16 protein-coding genes and 1 pseudogene are annotated in these 19,378 nt (G+C 40.6%); all 17 read left to right on the top strand.

Annotated features, from left to right (window positions below; genetic code table 11):
- Positions 1 to 319: 319 nt before the first annotated feature.
- The 17 genes and pseudogenes from ACIQXV_RS28575 to ACIQXV_RS28495 all read left to right on the top strand — a co-directional run bounded on the left by ACIQXV_RS28575 (position 320) and on the right by ACIQXV_RS28495 (position 19,346).
- Entirely contained in the window at positions 320 to 2,368 is a 2,049-nt protein-coding gene (locus ACIQXV_RS28575; protein ID WP_402965405.1) for a transporter substrate-binding domain-containing protein, read from the top strand.
- Positions 2,340 to 3,734 carry a sigma-54-dependent transcriptional regulator gene (locus ACIQXV_RS28570; RefSeq protein ID WP_402965402.1) on the top strand — a complete coding sequence of 465 codons (1,395 nt, stop codon included), beginning with the start codon at positions 2,340 to 2,342 and terminating at the stop codon, positions 3,732 to 3,734. The genes ACIQXV_RS28575 and ACIQXV_RS28570 overlap by 29 nt, the downstream gene beginning before the upstream one ends.
- 194 nt (positions 3,735 to 3,928) lie before the next feature.
- Positions 3,929 to 4,939 carry a TAXI family TRAP transporter solute-binding subunit gene (locus tag ACIQXV_RS28565; RefSeq protein WP_402965400.1) on the top strand — a complete coding sequence of 337 codons (1,011 nt, stop codon included), beginning with the start codon at positions 3,929 to 3,931 and terminating at the stop codon, positions 4,937 to 4,939.
- Positions 4,940 to 4,992: 53 nt separating this feature from the next.
- Positions 4,993 to 6,090 carry an ABC transporter ATP-binding protein gene (locus tag ACIQXV_RS28560; protein ID WP_402965395.1) on the top strand — a complete coding sequence of 366 codons (1,098 nt, stop codon included), beginning with the start codon at positions 4,993 to 4,995 and terminating at the stop codon, positions 6,088 to 6,090.
- A complete protein-coding gene (locus ACIQXV_RS28555) occupies positions 6,054 to 7,004 on the top strand; it encodes an ABC transporter permease (RefSeq protein WP_402965393.1) in 951 nt (316 codons plus the stop codon). Before ACIQXV_RS28560 ends, ACIQXV_RS28555 begins: the two co-directional genes overlap by 37 nt.
- Positions 7,004 to 7,801: an ABC transporter permease gene (locus tag ACIQXV_RS28550; RefSeq protein WP_402965390.1), complete on the top strand. Its 798-nt coding sequence runs from the start codon at positions 7,004 to 7,006 to the stop codon at positions 7,799 to 7,801. The genes ACIQXV_RS28555 and ACIQXV_RS28550 overlap by 1 nt, the downstream gene beginning before the upstream one ends.
- Before the next feature lie 44 nt (positions 7,802 to 7,845).
- A complete protein-coding gene (gene lhgO / locus ACIQXV_RS28545) occupies positions 7,846 to 9,045 on the top strand; it encodes an L-2-hydroxyglutarate oxidase (protein ID WP_402965387.1) in 1,200 nt (399 codons plus the stop codon).
- Positions 9,046 to 9,156: 111 nt separating this feature from the next.
- A pseudogene (locus ACIQXV_RS28540) lies at positions 9,157 to 9,333 on the top strand (SDR family NAD(P)-dependent oxidoreductase); the annotation flags it as partial.
- A gap of 53 nt (positions 9,334 to 9,386) precedes the next feature.
- Entirely contained in the window at positions 9,387 to 10,031 is a 645-nt protein-coding gene (locus ACIQXV_RS28535; RefSeq protein ID WP_402965385.1) for an aspartate/glutamate racemase family protein, read from the top strand.
- 34 nt (positions 10,032 to 10,065) lie between these two features.
- On the top strand, positions 10,066 to 11,253 hold the full coding sequence (locus ACIQXV_RS28530; RefSeq protein ID WP_402965382.1) for a CaiB/BaiF CoA transferase family protein: 1,188 nt from the start codon (positions 10,066 to 10,068) through the stop codon (positions 11,251 to 11,253).
- Positions 11,254 to 11,304: 51 nt separating this feature from the next.
- Positions 11,305 to 12,123 (top strand): enoyl-CoA hydratase/isomerase family protein, encoded by an 819-nt coding sequence (locus ACIQXV_RS28525; protein WP_402965379.1) that lies wholly within the window; start codon positions 11,305 to 11,307, stop codon positions 12,121 to 12,123.
- A 38-nt stretch (positions 12,124 to 12,161) separates the two neighbouring features.
- Positions 12,162 to 13,316 (top strand): acyl-CoA dehydrogenase family protein, encoded by a 1,155-nt coding sequence (locus ACIQXV_RS28520; protein WP_402965377.1) that lies wholly within the window; start codon positions 12,162 to 12,164, stop codon positions 13,314 to 13,316.
- Positions 13,313 to 14,392 carry an acyl-CoA dehydrogenase family protein gene (locus tag ACIQXV_RS28515; protein ID WP_402965374.1) on the top strand — a complete coding sequence of 360 codons (1,080 nt, stop codon included), beginning with the start codon at positions 13,313 to 13,315 and terminating at the stop codon, positions 14,390 to 14,392. The genes ACIQXV_RS28520 and ACIQXV_RS28515 overlap by 4 nt, the downstream gene beginning before the upstream one ends.
- Positions 14,393 to 14,456: 64 nt before the next feature.
- Positions 14,457 to 15,566, top strand: a complete 1,110-nt coding sequence (locus tag ACIQXV_RS28510; protein ID WP_402965371.1) for an extracellular solute-binding protein — start codon at positions 14,457 to 14,459, stop codon at positions 15,564 to 15,566.
- 143 nt (positions 15,567 to 15,709) lie between these two features.
- Positions 15,710 to 17,110 carry a hypothetical protein gene (locus ACIQXV_RS28505; RefSeq protein WP_402965369.1) on the top strand — a complete coding sequence of 467 codons (1,401 nt, stop codon included), beginning with the start codon at positions 15,710 to 15,712 and terminating at the stop codon, positions 17,108 to 17,110.
- 319 nt (positions 17,111 to 17,429) lie between these two features.
- On the top strand, positions 17,430 to 18,404 hold the full coding sequence (locus ACIQXV_RS28500; protein WP_402965366.1) for a D-cysteine desulfhydrase family protein: 975 nt from the start codon (positions 17,430 to 17,432) through the stop codon (positions 18,402 to 18,404).
- A gap of 162 nt (positions 18,405 to 18,566) precedes the next feature.
- Positions 18,567 to 19,346: an NUDIX hydrolase gene (locus tag ACIQXV_RS28495; protein WP_402965363.1), complete on the top strand. Its 780-nt coding sequence runs from the start codon at positions 18,567 to 18,569 to the stop codon at positions 19,344 to 19,346.
- The last annotated feature ends 32 nt before the right edge of the window (positions 19,347 to 19,378 follow it).

Raw genomic sequence — 19,378 nt, 5'->3', positions numbered from 1 at the left:
TACAAAAGTAGGCTATGATATGCCAAGATATTCAGCATTCAAAAAAGTTTCTCACAAGTTAAACCTGATAGTAGAATTAAACCCTTAATGGACGAATTGTAAAATACAGAATATTTAGTTATAATAATAACATCAATGAAAATATCTCACCTTGTTGAGTGGCTGTTTGTTGTACTACTAAAATATCAACACATTAATCTCAATTTCATATCTTTAGTCGGAAGACAATCTTTGGATATGAGTCATTGAAACGCACAATGTTAGGCTTTTTTTGTTTCAATGATCTTTTTTAGAATTATGGGTTGAAGCGCTCACATTATTGCAAGAATCATTGATTTCAATGAAAGGTGTGGTACTAATAGTAAATAATTATATTAAAACCTTTATTTCCCCACTAAGGATGCTCATTGTACTGGCTCCTTTTTTTTTATTTGCTCCTACTGCTTTTGCAGAAAAAACTACATATAAAGTTGCCGGTGAATGGGCACTTCCTCCCTTTTCCTACACAAAAGAGGACGGGAAGCTAGCAGGCATTAGTATTGATTTAATGGAGAAAGTGGCAATTGAGAACGGGCTTACATTTGAATATGTTCCAATGAGCAAGAGTGAAGCACAAATAGCATTAGAGAACGGGACGGTTGATGCAATAGCGGGAATTGCCTATAGCACGAAAAATGATAGTTATTTTGATTTCTCGGAACCGTTTTTTACGATGTCTGATTCTCTTATTATTCCTAAGGATAAAAAAAGCAGGATAAAGGGAATCGGAGATGTGCGCGATCTTCATGTAGTACTAGAGAACCGGACACCTGTTGTTGAAACCCTTTTAAACATGCGTAATACAAAGTTAACCCTTTCCACCAATCAATTTTCCGGACTTCTTGCTCTTATCAAAGGAAGGGCAGATGTTTTTATTGGAAACAAGTGGACGGCAAAAGTGTATTTACAACAATTAAACCAAGAAGAAAACTTTGTCATACTTGATGAAGTGATTGAACCAGCTGACTATACAATCGCGGTTAAAGAAGGTAACGACGGGCTGCTTCGAATGATTAATCACACCTTGACCACCTTAAAAGCGCAAGGGGAAGTAAATACAGTCATAAATAAATGGGTGCTGACGAAGCCGGATGCTGTCATTGCTAGGTTGGAGTATTTTATTTTACTATTAACAGTCGTACTCTCGACGGTTGCGCTGATCCTTTTGTTTATTTATATTTGGAATCACCGTCTTAAAAAAGCTGTCAACCTACAAACACGAACGCTTCGTCGACTAAATGAAAATCTCCAAGAACAGCGCCAAGAAATCGCTGATAATTATGCCTTTAAAGAACTAATTTTGAATAATATCGATACCGGTATTGTAACCTTTGCTCCCGATTTTACGATTACAAGCTCAAACTTAAAGGCAATGGAAATGCTAAATCTTTCAACAATTACACCGTTGCATCTTCAGAAGTCCTCACTGCTTGAACAAATGTCCCAATTATCCAAGCATGATTCAGCGGGTCCTTATATCCTTGAGATCAATGAAAAGGGTCATAGAAAGGCTTTTTTCTATCGATTATTAAAAATGTATGACTCCCAACGAATGCAGACTGGATATTTACTATCCATTAATGATGAAACAGAAAAGAAGAAGCTGGAACAAAAATTGATCACGCAAGAGAAGCTTCATGCTCTTGGCCAGCTCGTGGCAGGGGTTGCGCATGAAATCCGTAATCCTTTAACTGCCATAAAAACTTTTATTGAATTGCTTCCAAGAAAGTATGACCGACCTCAATTTCGCGAGATGATGATGGAACATGTACCCGCAGAAGTAAACAGGCTTGAGATGATTGTAAGTGATTTAGTTGATTATGCACGGCCAAGGCCGCCTAATAAACAACAGTGTACAGCAAGCGATCTTACCTCTCTGCTTGCATTTCTTCAGGTTACATTTGAGAAAAAACAAATTATGGTGAATCCTTCGCTTAACGATCAGCTAATTTTCTATATCGATCCTCAGCAAATTCGCCAGGTGTTACTTAACTTAATATTGAACGCAATTGATGCTGTAGAAGAAACACCAGAGAAAAACCTAACCATTACTATGGAAAAAGAAAATGAACATTCAGGGCGGATTATGATTGCCGATACTGGGAAAGGAATGAAGCAAGATGAACTAAATCGTATTTTTGAACCCTTTTATACAAGTAAAGAGAAGGGTGTGGGTTTGGGACTTGCTCTTTCTTACCAGCTAATTAAAGAAAATGATGGTGATATTCAAGTGTTCAGTCAATACAATAAAGGCACTATTTTCACTGTCACGTTACCTTTGTATCAAAAGGAGGAGACTAATGATGAAGCCGCATGTACTAGTCATTGATGATGAACAAGCGATTTGCGCATCGCTTAGCTTTGCCCTTGAAGATGATTATCAAGTTACCTCGACAACGGATCCAGAGAAAGGGCTACTCCTAATAAAACAAAAGCACATTGATCTTGTTCTGCTTGACCTGAGCCTCGGTAGTCGCAGTGGGCTAGATGTATTACAAGAAATCAAACAAATCGACCAATCTGTTACTGTTATTATGATGACGGCCTATTCCTCAATCGAGTCCTCCATCAATGCGATAAAAACAGGTGCGTATTATTACATCGAAAAGCCAATTAATATAGAGGAACTCGAACTCCTATTAATGAGAGCGACAGAGTTTAAGAGAATGTCATTTGAGATCGAGACTCTTCATGAAGAACTTGGGCAGAGACGCAATAATGACAACTTCCTGGGTAAGAGTAAAGCGATGGAACGTGTATTCTCGATGATAGAACGGATCAAAAATATCGATTCCAGTGTTCTTGTTACAGGTGAAAGTGGAACAGGAAAAGAGCTTGTTGCACGAAGCATCCATAACACTGGTAAAAGAAAAAATGGTCCCTTAGAAATTGTTAATTGTGCAGCCATACCTGAAACACTGCTGGAATCGGAATTGTTTGGCTATGAAAAAGGTGCATTTACCGGTGCAACTCAGAGAAAAGAGGGGAAATGGGTGGCAGCAAATGGGGGGACATTGTTCTTGGATGAAATTAGCGAAATGCCGCTAGCCCTTCAGGTGAAGTTGCTTCGTGTTCTGCAGGAACGTGAACTTACACCACTGGGCTCAAATAAAAAGATTTCGTTAGATGTTCGTATTATTGGTGCTACCAATAAAAACCTTGAGCAAATGGTGGCTGAAGGAACGTTCCGGGAAGATTTGTATTTCCGACTCAATGTTATCCCGCTTTCCATTCCTCCACTAAGAGAAAGGTCGGAAGATTTACCACTATTGATTGACCATTTTTTACAAAAATACTGTCGGGAAATGGACATGGGGAAGAAATTTTTCTCACCCGATGCTCGAAGGCTATTACTTGAATATAGATATCCTGGTAATGTTCGTGAAATGGGAAACATCATCGAATATTCGGTGGCGTTATCCTATACTGATGAAATAACGGTTTTAGATTTACCAAAATATGTTCAGGATAAAAGGCCAGCATTTTCAAAAACTGGTCAAATGGACAGTAGCGACAGCCTTCAAATTCCGATTGGTATTCCAATGAAGGAAATCGAAAAAAAAGTGATAGCTGCAACGCTAAATCACTTTAGCAGACACCGCCAGAAAACGGCTCAAACGCTGCAGATTTCTGAACGAAGTTTACGTGATAAGATCAAGCTTTATGCGATAGAAGATCAGCACAAGAATGTTTAAGCGATCAAATAAATCTTCATCGATCGAATTTCACTGGTAAATGTACAAGTCGGCAAAATTTGCCTGTTCAATACAGCAAATTTTGCCGATTTAGTTTTTAAACGAAATTGAAGGTTTGAAAGCGCGTACATTTTCGATGATTAGAATTTTGGCACGAAACTTGCATTTATTCTTTTATGAAAGGAGATTCGAGAATGAAGATCCGAACACTCTTCACAGGAGCCATGATTTTTGCCTTTCTGGCAGGATGCAATATGGAAAATGGGAGGCAAGAAATCCCTTCGCCGGCTACTGTGCATTCTCATCAGGAACTGCAGCCCTCAATGACCAACGATGTTCTTATCATTGCAACAGGTGATATGTCTGGTGTCTATTTCTCTCTCGGTCAGGCAATGGCTGATATGTATGAAAAATCTAATGAAATGGCATCAGGGACTCAAGTAACGAATGCTTCTTTTCAAAATATTAAGTTAGTCAGCCAGAAGAATGCCGAACTGGGATTTGCAACCGCTGACGCACTAGGTCTCTTAGAAAAGCAAAAATTAAAAGGAGAGAACCCTCAAGAGACGCTTCGAGCCTTAACCGGTCTTTATTCCAACTACATTCAAATCGTCACCACTGAAGAAAGCGGCATTGAATCATTAATGGATTTAACCGGTAAGCGCATAAGTGTAGGCTCAATTGATAGTGGTACAAAACTGATTGCAGAACGGACGCTTCTAGCAGCAGGCTTGAGTAGTAATAAAATTAAAAAATTTACCCTTTCATTTTCACAATCCGCTGATGCTTTAAGGAACGGAACCATTGATGCTGCATTTTTTGTGTCAGGCGTGCCGAATCCGGAAATTTCATCCCTGTCAACAGAGATGCCAATTAAACTCATTCCAATTCCTGATGAAATCGTAAATCGTCTTCAGGATCAGTTTGGCTACTATTCAGATGCAGTAATTCCATGGAAAACCTACCAAGGGCAGCAAAAAGACATATCAACGTTCTCTATCAAAAATGTCCTGCTCACAAATAAAGATATGTCCAATAAGGAGGCTTACACTCTCGTTAATACATTATATGAGCATTTATCCGATCTGGAGAAAATTCACCCTGCTGCGGGTGACATTAAGCTTTCTGAAGCAAGAATAGGTGTTCCAATCAAGTTCCATCCCGGAGCGGAAAAATATTTTGCAGAACATGGAGTCAATCAATAAAAAGAAAAATATATGGGGTATAAATCAATGGAAGAGAGAAAGGAGTCCTGATCATGCAGGCAATCCAAAATGATGTAGAAATAAAAGGCGCTTTTAAACAATTTGGATCAAATGTCGTCCTAAACGGTATAAATCTAGATGTTAAGCAAGGAGAATTGCTTACCTTGCTTGGACCTTCCGGCTGTGGAAAAACGACAACGTTAAATCTAATTGCCGGCTTTCTTGAAGCGGATGAAGGCGATGTATTTATAAAAGGAAAAAAAGTCACGAAGACACCGCCGTATAAACGCGATTTAGGGATGGTGTTTCAAACCTATTCCCTTTTCCCTCATATGACAGTCTATGAAAATCTTGATTTTGGTCTAAAGCTCAGAAAGGTTGAAAAATCGGAAAGAGGAAGGAAGATTGCACAGGCACTTGAACTTGTCAAGATGTCAGGGCTTGAAAACCGTTATCCGCGTGAATTATCCGGTGGTCAGCGCCAACGTGTAGCGATTGCCCGAGCACTAGTAGTTGAACCAGAATTGCTTCTTCTGGATGAGCCTCTTTCCAATTTGGATGCGAAATTACGGCATGAATTGCGGACAGAAATCAAGCGGTTACAAAAAGAAATTGGGGTTACCACGATTTTCGTGACACATGATCAGGAAGAAGCACTATCCATGTCGGATAGAGTAGTTGTAATGAATGCAGGAAAAATCGAACAAATCAGTAGCCCAACATCGATTTATAATCATCCTGAAACAGAATTCGTCTTTAATTTCATTGGCAAATCGAACAGCTTCGAAGGAACGATTGCTTCGATAGACAGTCGGAAAATTTCCGTCCTCGTGGATGACGAAATCGCCCATGTCGACCTGGAAAATGTGATGGGGAGTTACAGAGCTTGCCGCATGGGAGATCAGGTAAAGCTGTATATTCGTCCCGAAAAGATACAAATCAGTTCTTCTGAAAGAACTTCTTCCTCACTAGAGTTTCACAAAGTGAAAATTACCCAAATGAACTATTTGGGAACTTCATGGGAGGTTGATGTTTCATTGAAGGGAAAACCTCTCCAAATACTGACACCTTTCTTTGATACGACTTGGAGGCAAGGAAGCGAGGTGTATATCGGATGGAACCCATGCGATCTTATGCTGATCAAGAAATAACACAAAAACATAACCCCATTAGTACAGAACCTCAGAAGAAGTTTAAAAATAAAGCAAAAAGAAGCTGGACACCAGGACTACTACTTCTTCTTCCGATTCTATTGTTCATTTTTGGCTTTTTCATTGTACCGATGCTGTACATCCTTTATTTAAGCTTTATCTCAGGCGACAATTTAGGCGGCACCGATGCAGCTTACAGCCTTAAAAATTACGTCCAATTTTTCACGGATAGTTATTATCTATCCTCACTTTGGATAACGGTAAAAGTTAGTTTGTATACGGTAATCGTTTCCCTAATACTTGCCTATCCCGTTGCGTTAACGATGGCAAAAAGCTCCCCTCGGGTACGCGGTGTGATTGCTTTATTGATTGCTTCACCTCTTCTAGTGAGCATTGTGGTAAGAAATTTTGGCTGGTACCTGTTATTACTGCCAAATGGGACGATTAACCATACTTTGATTTCGCTAGGGATTATTGATACTCCGCTTAAGCTTTTATTTTCAGAGGTTGGAGTGGTGATAGGTCTCTCTAACGCTTACCTTCCGTTTATGGTTCTTGCGATTGCGACAAGCCTGTACAACATCGATCCATCTCTGGAAAAAGCGAGCGCTATCTTAGGAGCGAGCCCGATTCGCAATTTCTTTTCGATTACACTTCCGCTCAGTTTGCCAGGGATTGTGTCTGGGTGCGTGTTAGTGTTTAGCTTATCGATGAGCGCCTATGTAACACCTGCCCTAATGGGTGGTGCCAATGTGCCAGTCATGCCAGTGGTCGCATACGATCAAATTAATAATCTACTGCGCTGGACGTTTGGATCGGCGATTTCATATGTTCTTTTGGCAACGACCCTCATTAGTGTCACCGTCTTTACTCGTGCGTTTGAACGAAGTAAATTCAAGGAGGTTTTCCGTTAATGAAAAGTATCACATGGTTGCGCACAGCTGCAGCGATCATAACGATCATTTATATACTAATTCCGCTTATAGTGGTCATTCCAGCTTCCTTCACAAGTGCAAGTTATCCAAGCTTTCCGCCTGAGGGATTTTCCTTTCAGTGGTATACAAAGCTTCTGGATCGCCCAGAGTTCATGGAAGCAATGATGAACAGTGTGAAATTCGCTCTTTTTGCCGCCTTCTTTTCCGTTTTGTTTGGTACGCTCGGAGCAATGGCGATTGCCAAGTATGACATTCCTGGGAAGACCTATATTACTGCACTGCTAACATCACCGTTAAGTGTGCCTCAGCTCGTTCTTGGAATCGCACTATTGATTTTTTTTACTCCATTAATGCTTGCTGGAACATCTACGGGATTTTTACTGGCTCACATCATCATTTGTATCCCATATGTTATCCGGCTTGTCTTAACAGGACTAAGCGGGTTTGACTACAATCTCGAACGTGCAGCGTCCATACTAGGGGCAAATCCATTTGTCGTATTTTGGAAAGTGACACTGCCGCTCATACGCCCAGCGATCATCTCTGGAGGCTTGTTTGCCTTTCTCACTTCGTTCGATAATGTAACGGTCTCAATGTTCATGATATCTCCAGATATGAGGACGCTTCCAATCGAAATCTTTTCCCAGATGCAGGATGCCTATAATCCGATCGTTGCGTCCGTTTCCAGCGTCGTCATCTTCATCTCGGTCATTTTGATTGTGATTCTTGAAAAAATGCAGGGCGTCGGTAAAGTATTCGGCGGCTCACATTCGTAGGCGGAAGGGGACAATTTCCTATTAGAGACGGAGGAAAACGAACTTTGTACGATTACATCATCATTGGCGGCGGTATTGTTGGTCTATCAGTTGCCATAACACTATATAAAAAATATCCACGCGTAAAAGTGGCCGTGGTAGAAAAAGAAGCAGGTCTTGCCTTTCATCAAACTGGCCATAACAGTGGGGTTATCCATTCTGGCATCTATTACAAGCCTGGCAGTTTAAAAGCTCGATTAGCAAAAGAAGGCAACCAGTCTATCATCTCTTTCTGCAGGCAATACGGCATTCAGTACGAACAATGCGGCAAAGTTATTGTTGCAACTTCTGAAAATGAACTTCCCTTATTAGAAAATCTATTTCAACGTGGATTACAAAATGGTCTTGAAGTAAGCAAAATTGATCAAGAGAGATTGTTAGAACTAGAGCCAAGTGTAAACGGGCTTGAAGCCATCCATGTTCCAATGGCTGGGATTGTGAACTATAAAAAAGTCTGTGAAAAGATGGGAATGATTATTCGCGGCAATGGCGGAGAGATCTTTTTAAATACGGAAGCAAAGAGAATAAAAGAATCCGAAAAGGAAGTCATCATTGAGACGACTCACCAGGTTCTGCGTGGCTCTATGCTCATAAACTGTGCCGGTTTATTTAGTGATCGTATGGCAAAGTTAACGGGTTATAAACTAGATTTAAAGATTGTTCCGTTTCGTGGAGAATACTATCAACTCATACCAGAAAAAAGACATTTGGTCAAAAATCTCATTTATCCTGTACCAAATCCTAATTTCCCTTTTCTCGGGGTGCATTTTACCAGAATGATAGACGGTACGGTGGGTGTAGGGCCTAATGCCGTATTAAGTTTAAAACGAGAAGGTTATAAGAAAACGTCTTTTAATTTTCATGATGCAGCAGAAGTACTTTCCTACTCAGGATTTTGGAAACTTGCAAAGCTTTACAGGAAGGAAGGGATGGAGGAGATCATTCGTTCCTTTCATAAAAAGAAATTTTTAGAAGAGGTTCAAAAACTGATGCCAAGTATAACAGAGGGGGATCTCATCCCGGGATCCTCCGGTGTACGCGCCCAGGCGTTACGATTTGATGGTTCCTTAATAGATGATTTTTATATTGTAAATGGCAAACGTTCTATTCATATATGCAATGCTCCATCTCCGGCCGCGACGGCCTCGATGGAAATTGGTAAAGAAGTAGTCGAAATGCTCTCATCGTACTCGCTTGTAACGTAATGATTCCATCAAAAATTTTGAAGGATTTTTTCAAAGGACAAGATCCTATTAGCGGAGACCTGTGGGTTTGAATAATCCGCTTACTTTAGAAATAAGAAGGTGACCGATTTTATGAATTTGGGCTTAAAAGGGAAAGTGGCACTGATAACTGGGGCAAGTAAAGGAATAGGGTTGGAAACGGCTCTTAATTTAGCTCATGAAGGAGCAAATGTTGTGATTTGTGCCAGAAATGGAGAATACCTACAAACGGCAGCGAAAGTGATTACGTTTCTCGTGTCGGATGCCGCCTCCTATGTAACGGGGACATCCGTGAATATTGACGGCGGGAAATCTGGTGTTCTATGAAAATCGGGCTGATTCACGCAACAACGACGGCAGTAAACCCAATCGTCAAGGCATTTCAGGAGGAATCTACTCCTGTTGAACTCCTTCATTTTATGGATACTGGGCTGCTTCCAATGATCGAGGAAAGTGGTTCTCTTACACCAGAGATTATCAGGCGATTTTCCTTATTAGTGAACTTAGCTGTTCAATCGAGTGTCGACTGCATTCAACTCAGTTGTTCTGCTTTTAATAACGTAACAAAAATCCTGCAGCCTTTATATCCTATGAAACTATTTCGATCAGATGAAGCGGTTCTCGATGAGGCTTTAGCCTATGAAAGAATTGGATTAATTTCGACCGTAAAGGAAACGCCGATTGCATTAATGAGTTATTTAAAAGAAAAAAATCCAAAAGTTTCAGTGGAATCTTTAGTAGAACCCGGCCTTATTCATTTCCTGATGAAAGGGAATAAAGAACTGCATGATAGACGGGTGAGAGAAATGGTTCATCAATTAAAAGGGAAGGTAGATGTAATTGTCCTTTCCCAATATAGTATGGAGCACATAGCGGCACAGGTTCAGTCAACTGTTCCCTTATTAACAGCACCAAGAGCTTCCGCTAAAAGATGTCTTTCCTATTTACGCACTTTAACATCCATTTGAGGGACCTTAAACCATAAGCTAGGAGGTATGTCCGATGACATTGCCATTAGAAGATATTAAGATTCTTGATTTATCGAGGATTTATGCCGCACCTGCAGGCTCCATGATCTTAGCGGATTTGGGGGCAGATGTGATTCGTATCGAATCTCCCCAAGGAACGGATAGCATGCGGGATTGGTCTCCTTTTGTAGAAAGTGAAAGTACGTATTATTTTACCGCTAATCGAAATAAACGTTCAGTTACCATCGACTTGAAGAAGGAGGCCGGGAAAGCTTTATTTTTAGAACTTGTTAAAACAGCAGATGTCGTTCTGGAGAACTTTGTTACAGGAACACTGGACCGGTTAGGGATTGGCTATGAGCAACTTAAAACCGTAAATCCGAATATCATTCTTTGTTCCGTTACCGGGTATGGGCAAACCGGACCGTATTGCAAAGAACCAGGCTTTGACCCTGTAATCCAAGCGATTGGCGGGTTGATGGATGTTACCGGCTTTATGGATGGAGATCCAACAAGGGTCGGAGTACCGATTGTCGATATTATTTGTTCATTATACACAACCGTAAGCATTATGACTGCGATTAGAGCGAGGGATAAAGGCGGCGAAGGGCAGCATATTGATCTATCTTTGTTAGATGTCCAAATAAGTTCACTTGCCAATATTGCCAGCAGTTTTTTAAACACTGGCTATATTTCGAAAAGATTGGGCAATCAGCACAATAATGTCGTTCCCTATCAAGTATTTCAATGTAAAGACAGGCCGATGATGATTGCTGTGGGAAATGATAAACAGTTTAGGAAACTCTGTGAAATCCTTAATCGACCTGAATGGCTCACCGATGAGAAATTTAGCACAAACAGCTCGAGGGTTGCCAATCGGGTGGAAATGACAGAGCAGCTGGAACAAATCTTTATCACGAAAACGGCAGACGAATGGTTTAAGCTTTTTTCGGAAAAAGGGATTCCTTCTGGACCTGTCAACAATGTGGAACAAGCGTTAAAGCATCCTCAAGTGCTGGCAAGGGAACTGGTGGAAGAGGTACCACATCCTACATTAGGAAAAATTAAATTGGTTCGAAATCCGATTCGTTTTTCCAAAACACCAATAACGATTCGCAGGCACCCGCCACTCTTAGGGGAGCATACGGTTTCCTTCTTGCGTGAAGAATTAAAACTTGATTTACAAGAAATCGAGAATTTAAAGTCCCAGGGAATCATTTAAAGGATTTCTATACAAGTCTATTAGAAAAAATAGAAAGAAAAGGGTGGGAAAATGTCTGATTTACTTTTTGAAGTACAGAATGGAGTTGCAACCATTACGCTGAATCGTCCCGAGGCAAGAAATGCATTTAGCCTGCAAATGATTGAGTCATGGATTAAGGCTCTGGAAGAAGTCAGGCATAATGATGAAATCCGTGTGTTGGTGTTAACCGGGAATGGCAAAGCTTTTTGTGCCGGCGGTGATATTAAAGCAATGAAGAACGGATTGGGTTTCTTAGATCTATCGGGTCAAGAAGATCAGGATTTTTCTACTACAGGATTAGCGCGAAAGAATAGTTTATGGAAACATGTCCAAAGAATTCCCTTGTTAATGGAGGAAATTGACAAACCAACGATTGCCGCCATCAATGGAGATGCGATTGGAGCAGGCCTTGATATGGCCCTGCAATGTGATTTGCGCATCGCTTCTCCCAAGGCCAGATTTGGGGAAGGTTATGTCAAAGTGGGAATTGTCCCAGGTGACGGGGGCGGATACTATTTACCTAGATTAATAGGCATCGATAAAGCACTTGAATTGTTATGGACAGGGAAAATCATTGATGTGGAGGAAGCGGCTGCCCTTGGATTGATTACAAAACAAGTGCCCCATGAAGGTTTAATGGAAGAAGCTTATAAGTTAGCCAATCAACTTGCCCGGGGTCCGCAGGAAGCGATTCGATTAATTAAACGTACGGTCTATCAAGGTCTTAGGACTGATTTAAGAACTTCACTGGATATGGTGTCTTCATTTATGGGGCTGGTGACCGAACATCCTGATTATCAAGAAGGCTTAAATGCCATAATTGAGAAGCGAAAGCCTGAATTTAAATAAGAAGATGGGCCTTACAAATAATTCGGAGGTGAAGGATTTTGGTAAAGAGTTTGGAGTTAGAAACCATACAGTTGACAGAAAAAACAGAAGAGCTTCGACAGGAGATTCGTCAATTTCTGAAAAATGAAATAGAAGAGGGAGCATTTCTTCCTCATTGTGATTCATGGTTAAGTCGATGGGATGCAGAATTCAGCGGTAAGCTTGGACAACGTGGATGGCTAGGGATGATCTGGCCGAAAAAATATGGCGGACATGAGCGTTCCGCGCTAGAGCGATATGTGGTGACGGAAGAGCTGTTGGCTTTCGGTGCACCTGTAGCCGCACACTGGTTTGCCGATCGTCAGACAGGGCCTCTTTTCCTGAGATATGGAACGGAGAAGCAACGAAATGAATTTCTCCCACGCATTGCCCAGGGTGAAATCTTTTTTTCCATTGGACTAAGCGAACCCAATTCGGGTTCAGATCTTGCCTCGATCTCGACGAATGCGAAGAAAGTAGCCGGCGGCTGGAGACTAAATGGCAGTAAGGTTTGGACAAGCGGCGCACATCATTCGCATTTTATGGTGACCTTATGCCGTACCTCCACGAAAACAGAAAACCGGCATGAAGGGTTAAGCCAACTAGTGGTCGATTTATCTGCCTCTGGCGTAACCGTACGTCCGATAAAGTTAATGACGGGTGAACACCATTTTAATGAAGTATTTTTTGAAGATGTCTTCGTTCCCGATGATATGGTGGTCGGAACGATTGGGGATGGATGGAAACAAAGCATGGCTGAACTAGCCTATGAGCGAAGTGGACCAGAGCGATTCTTAAGTACCTTTCCACTGTTTGTGGAGTTAATTCGCGTTTTAAAACAAAAGGAATCGAATGAGCATGTGAAAATCACCATTGGTAAATTAGCAGCACGCTTGACCACTTTACGGGAAATGTCGCTAGGAGTGGCAGGCATGCTTGAAAAAGGAGTTTCACCGGATGTTACGGCTTCGTTAGTAAAAGATTTAGGAACAAAATTTGAGTTTCAAATTGCCGAGGCAGCCAGGGAATTAGTAGCTTCCCAAACTCAAGTATCGAATGTCCGCTTTAAATCATTGTTAGCGGAGGCGTTATTGCATGCACCAGGTTTTACACTTAGGGGTGGAACCACAGAAATATTGAGAGGCATTATTGCTAGGGGGGTAGGAATCAGATGAATAAAATTAGTCAGATTATTCAGGAAACAACCGAGAAAATCATGAAGGATTTGTGCACGAAAGAAGTGGTTGAAGCTGCTGAACAAGGCATTTTTCCCACAGAATTATGGCAAACACTTGTGGAAACCGGGATGACCACAATAGGGATTCCAGAAGAATCAGGCGGTACTGGGGGAAGCTTAGCCGACGCACTAACGTTTTTAAGGATTGCAGCGCAATTCTCGGCATCTATTCCGATTGCGGAGACGTTTGTGGCAAATTGGCTGCTTTCAAAAATCGGCTTACCTTTATTGGACAAAACCACCACGATCGCATCCTTTCAATATGGGAATCTAATCACATTCAATGAAGCTTCTGGCGGATGGACGATTTCTGGCTCCGCCCATGATGTACCATTTGCACGTTACGCGGAGGCAATTCTTGTCATTGGGCAGTCCGAGCAGGGTAACATGGTAGCGATTGTGGATCCGGATACATGCAGTATCGAAGAGGGGAAGAATTATGCAGGTGAGGCAAGAGATCATTTGTATTTTAAAGATGTTCCAGTAGAAAGTGATAACGTATCTAGCCTTAGCGAAGTGAATGCTAATGAGTTTTACTATCTGACTGCTCTAATAAGGGGGGTTCAAATGTCTGGGGCACTTGAACGAATTCTCGAATTGAGTGTGAAATATTCGAAGGAACGAATCCAATTCGGACGCCCAATCTCCAAGTTTCAAGCCATTCAGCAGCATATCGCGATACTGGCAGGTGAAGTTTCAGCAGCAAAAGCGATGACGGAATTAGCAATGAAGTCTTTTGAAGCTGGCAGTGGAAAGAACCAGATCATTTCTGCAAAAATCAGAGTAGGAGAGGCCGCAAGCATTGCCACTCCGATTGCCCATCAAGTACACGGTGCGATTGGTTTTACGGAAGAACACGCCTTGCAGCAAAGCACGAGACGACTTTGGTCATGGCGTGATGAATATGGAAATGAAAGTCATTGGGCTAAAATACTTGGCGAGGAAGTCTTAACTATGGAAGCTGATGATTTATGGCCCTTCATAACATCGATGAACAGCAAGATCTCCAGTTAACCATTTTACTTAGATATGCATCTGTAAATACACCAAAATTCAATTTGCTAGGGAGGAAAGTGTGATGAAAAAATCGTTAAGTTTGTTTGTAATTGTTTTAATGATAGCGGCCCTCTCCGCTTGTGGAAATCCTACTCCACAAAAACCAGGGGATGCAAAGTCCGCAGCCTCGACAGAAAAAGGAGGAGCGAAACAAATCACGATTTCGGGTAATGGCGGTAAGATCGAAAAAGTAATCCGTGATATCATCGCTCCTAAATTCAAGGAAAAAACCGGTATTCAAGTGAACTATATCTCAGGATTATCGGGTGAAATTTTGTCCAAGGTGGAATTGCAAAAAAATGCACCGCAAATTGATATCGCCTTCTTTGTACCAATCGATGTCCAAAGAGCCAATGAAAAAGGACTAATCGAAAACATTGACGAAAAAATGGTTCCGAATATGAAAAATGTCGATAAAGATTTCGTAGCGCTTCAAAATGTAGCGGCTCCTGCATTTGGCTTGGTGATTGCACCAGCTTACAACACAGAAGTATTTAAACAGAAAGGTATCGCACCTATTGAGTCATGGAATGACCTGATTCGTCCTGATTACAAAGGAAAAACAGCTTTTGCTGATATTGGTAATGACTGGGGCTTTAACATCTTATATAACTTGGCAATTGTAAACGGCGGAAGCATAGATAACCTGGAACCTGGACTTAAGAAGGCAAAAGAACTTGCCGGTTATTCGTCTACTTTCTATAAAAATTCGACACAAATGATGCCGGCTATTCAACAGGGAGCTGCTGACGTTACCGTAATGGGAAGCTATGTCATTGCAGACCTGGCAGTAAATTCCGGAATTCCACTGAAAATGGTGGTTCCTAAAGAAGGCGTGAACAAGAATGCCTTTAGTGCCGCAGTGGTTAAAAACTCGCCACATTCAAAAGAAGCAGCTGAATTTGTTAACTACTTAATTAGTGAAGAATCACAAAAAGCCATTTCAGAAGAAGGTTTTTATCCAGTGGTGAATGGAATGGACATCCCAGATAAATATAAAGATATCATTGGGTTAAAAGATACGGATAAAACCTATACCGTGGACATTAATAAATTAGCAAAAATCCGCGGGGAATGGACAGACAGATGGACGAAGGAAGTAACTCCGGAATTAGGAAAATTGTTGAAATAAAAAGATAAAAGTAGTAACCAACGAAAGGTTATTGTCGTAAATACTGCTGCCCCGGTACATTACCGGGGTACTGTAATTTTTCATTGGTTCGTAGTGAGATAGGAAACCAAACAGATTTTTCTTTATTTAGTGGAGTGAAAAAAATGTTGCAAACGAAAATGATGGCTAGAAGTAAAGAACCGGTTCAGGCGAAAAGCACGTTAATACTTTCGATGTGCTTTGCATATATTGTTCATTATTTAACAAATTCCAACATTTTTGATCTTTTCCTTGTAGTTTTATGTGTTGTTGTATTTTTATTAAGCATCGGTGTCGCTAGACCACTACCCCGGTATTTTAGCATTGGTATGTTTATAACTGGAGTGGTTATTAACGTTTTAAAGGGTACCCCGATAGAGGGGACTGCAAATGGTATTTTGGCAAACATGCCTGTCATGAGTCTTGTCATTTTAGTACCGCTGTTAACGATTCCTTTTAAGATTGACGGATATTTTGATTCCATTCATTTTTATATGGAGAAGTATTCGCACCGATCCAGGAAGATATTTGGAAGTATTTCTCTATTTATATTTTTTCTTGGTCCGATATTTAATATAGGTACGATCCGTATCCTTCATGAAACGATTAAGGATATTAAACTTGCACCCGTCATTCTTGCGAAATCCTACCTAGTAGGTTTTTCCACTGTGATCTTATGGTCTCCTTATTTTGCATCAGTTGCCTTGGTTCTTTATTATCTTGATGTTCCCATTTTGCATTACATACCGATTGGATTGCCTCTTGCGGTCTTTCAATTTGTATGCGGAAATTTACTATTTTGGATCTGGCTAAAACAAAATAAGCTCAGCGACGAAGTGAGCCGCATCGATTCATTCCATGAAAAAGGGAATGTAGTACTTGAAGCCTGCCAAAGGAAAAAGATGATTCAACTCATTTTACTATTAATCTGTTTAATCGGTTTGTTATTTCTGTTTGAATTTTTGACGAAATGGCCGATGATGTTTTTGGTTAGCTCCATTTCCATTGCCTATCCAGTCCTTTGGTCACTTACTACACAAAAATGGACCGAGTTTATCAACCATTTCAATACCTTTAAAAAATTCTCGGTTCCTCTCATGAATAATGAGATTGTGTTATTTATGAGTGCTGGACTTTTTGGAAATGCACTGACAGGGACTGCCGTTTCACATGGGATTAAAATGTTTTTGAATCGAACAGCATCCATCTCTTTTCTGCTTTTCATTATCATGATTGTCGGTATAGTACTGGTATTTACCTTCATTGGTGTCCATCAAATTGTCGTTGTTACCGCTCTCGTGACACAAATGGATGCAGGTATGATTGGTACACGGCCAGAGGTGCTGGCATTATTGTTAATGATGTCCTGGTCCATGTCAGCTGTGATTAGCCCGGTCAATCCGATAAACCTACTAGTCAGCGGTTTATTGGAAAAGTCAGGTATTTCAGTAGGACTTCGCTGGAATGGTGTATTTTTACTTGTTATGCTGATCATAGGTTCAACATTTGTCTACCTAATACATTAAAGGATTAAAACATTAATCGGACTCACCATTACGGTGGTTCGTTTTTTGCTGTAATCTAGTTTTAATGTTTGTCTTTGGATCAATAGAGCATCGCCTCCTACTGCCTGCAAAGACCGTTCTATGAAATGCCTAATAGTTACCTTCCTTAAATTGACAAATAAACTAACCAAAAGAAATAATAATAGCTTGGTTTGAAAAGGCTTTAAAAAATATATAAACATATAAAAATACCAATTCCAATTTAAGTTGTTATAATAATAAAATAAACCTAAAGTAATAATCACATTGATAAATTAGGGAAATAAAGGAGAAATTCAACATGGAACGACTACATATCGCTAACCTGCCTACTCCGATTCAAAAATTGGATCGTCTCGGGGAAGAACTGGGAGTAAATCTATATTTGAAACGCGATGATTTTACAGGTATGGAAGTAAGTGGAAATAAGGTAAGAAAACTAGAATTTTCTGTTGCGGATGCACTTCATCAAGGTTGTGACACACTTATTACTGCTGGCGGCATCCAGTCTAACCATTGCCGGGCGACAGCTGCTGTCGCGGCAAAGTATGGATTAGGCTGCGACCTTATCATCAGAGGAGAGATTCCGAATCATTTTGAGGGAAATCTTTTCATTAATAAAGCACTTGGTGCCCGTGTTCACTTGATTTCACCCGAAGAATCCAGAGAAGAGAAAATGGACGAAATTGTCGAAAACTTGAAATCGCAAGGACATAAACCTTATTTAATTCCTATTGGCGCATCGAATGCCGTTGGGTCTTTAGGCTATGCTTCGGCTATTGAAGAAATCACCCAACAGGAGAATAAACTGGGAATACATTTTGATACGGTTGTCATTGCAGTTGGCTCTGGGGGAACCTATGCCGGACTTTGGTATGCAAATCAAAACCAGGGAGCAAAACGAAAAATCCATGGATTTGCTGTTGACCACAGTGCCGAAACTTTTATGGAAACCATTACTGATATACTCAAGGAAATGTACCTGAATGATGGTTTGGAAGCACCTGAAGAGTATAAAGATATTTTGATTAATGACCAATATATCGGCACAGGTTATGCGAAAAGCACACCGGAGGAGTTGGCTTTCATAATGAAAACCAGCCGAGAACACGGATTTCTGCTAGATCCTGTTTATACGGGTAAGGCGTTCTACGGTATGGTTTCAGAAATACAAAAAGGTCATTTTAAAGACGCAAAAAACATTCTCTTCATCCATACTGGAGGTCTTCTAGGATGGACACAGGCCCAAAGAGATATGGCGCTGAAATCAATCTAGGATTGTTACACTTATATGGTGATTAGGATCAGTCCCCCGCTGTTTTATCGGAGGACTGATTCCTTTTTTCGGGTCTGTTTATTTGAAGTAACTTCATTGAATTTACAAATCTAACAACAAGAACGTATTAATTTTGTTTACGTAAAATGGAGAAAAACTGAAGTGAGGACTCAAATGTTTTATATTCGAGAAACCTTTCAAATTCTCCCTGAAAAGATCAGTGTTTGTAATGAGTTTTTTCATGATTACGTGTTGCCAAACCATTTGAAAAATGGGGCAAAATTAGTCGGCAGGTGGGTAACCGATGCAGAAGATGAAATCATCACTATTTGGGAGTATCCCAGTTTTGAAGAGTTCGTGAAAATTGAGGAAAGAGTTTTAAGAGACGAAATGCATAAACAGGCACAAAGTCAACTCCAGAAACTTGGAAAGCTATATTTAGATCACCGTAAAGATTTTTTAACCCTAACAGGTGCATACAGTTCCCCAAAACAAACTGTGACAGTAAGTGGCTATATCACAAATGAAGACAATGAAACTTTGTTAGTAAAAACGTTTTGGCGAGCAGATACGTGGGAGCTTCCTGGTGGCGGCGTGGATGACGGGGAAACGCTTGACGTGGCACTATGCCGAGAGATTATGGAGGAGACAGGTATACAAGTTAAATTGGAAGGTGTAACAGGGGTATATTCTAATGGAAGTACTGTTTCAATTGTCTTTTTAGGAAAATATATTGGAGGACAGCCAAAAACATCTAATGAAACAAATGACGTTCGGTTTATCAAACTTAACTCTGCAAATGTTCATCAATATATAAAACGAGGTAAGTTCCTTCCGAGAGTGGTAGATGCAATGAAAGGAAAATGCATACCATATGAAGCCTTTAAAGTCCGTCCGTATGAACTACTGAAAAGGATTAATGGGATAGGAGAAAATGAATAATTTAGCTGAGCTACCGAGGATCCCTACAAATG

It is taken from the genome of Neobacillus sp. NPDC097160 (assembly GCF_044762155.1).
In the GTDB taxonomy this organism is placed as follows: Bacteria; Bacillota; Bacilli; order Bacillales; family Cytobacillaceae; genus Neobacillus.
This window is presented reverse-complemented; position numbering and strand designations above follow the sequence as displayed.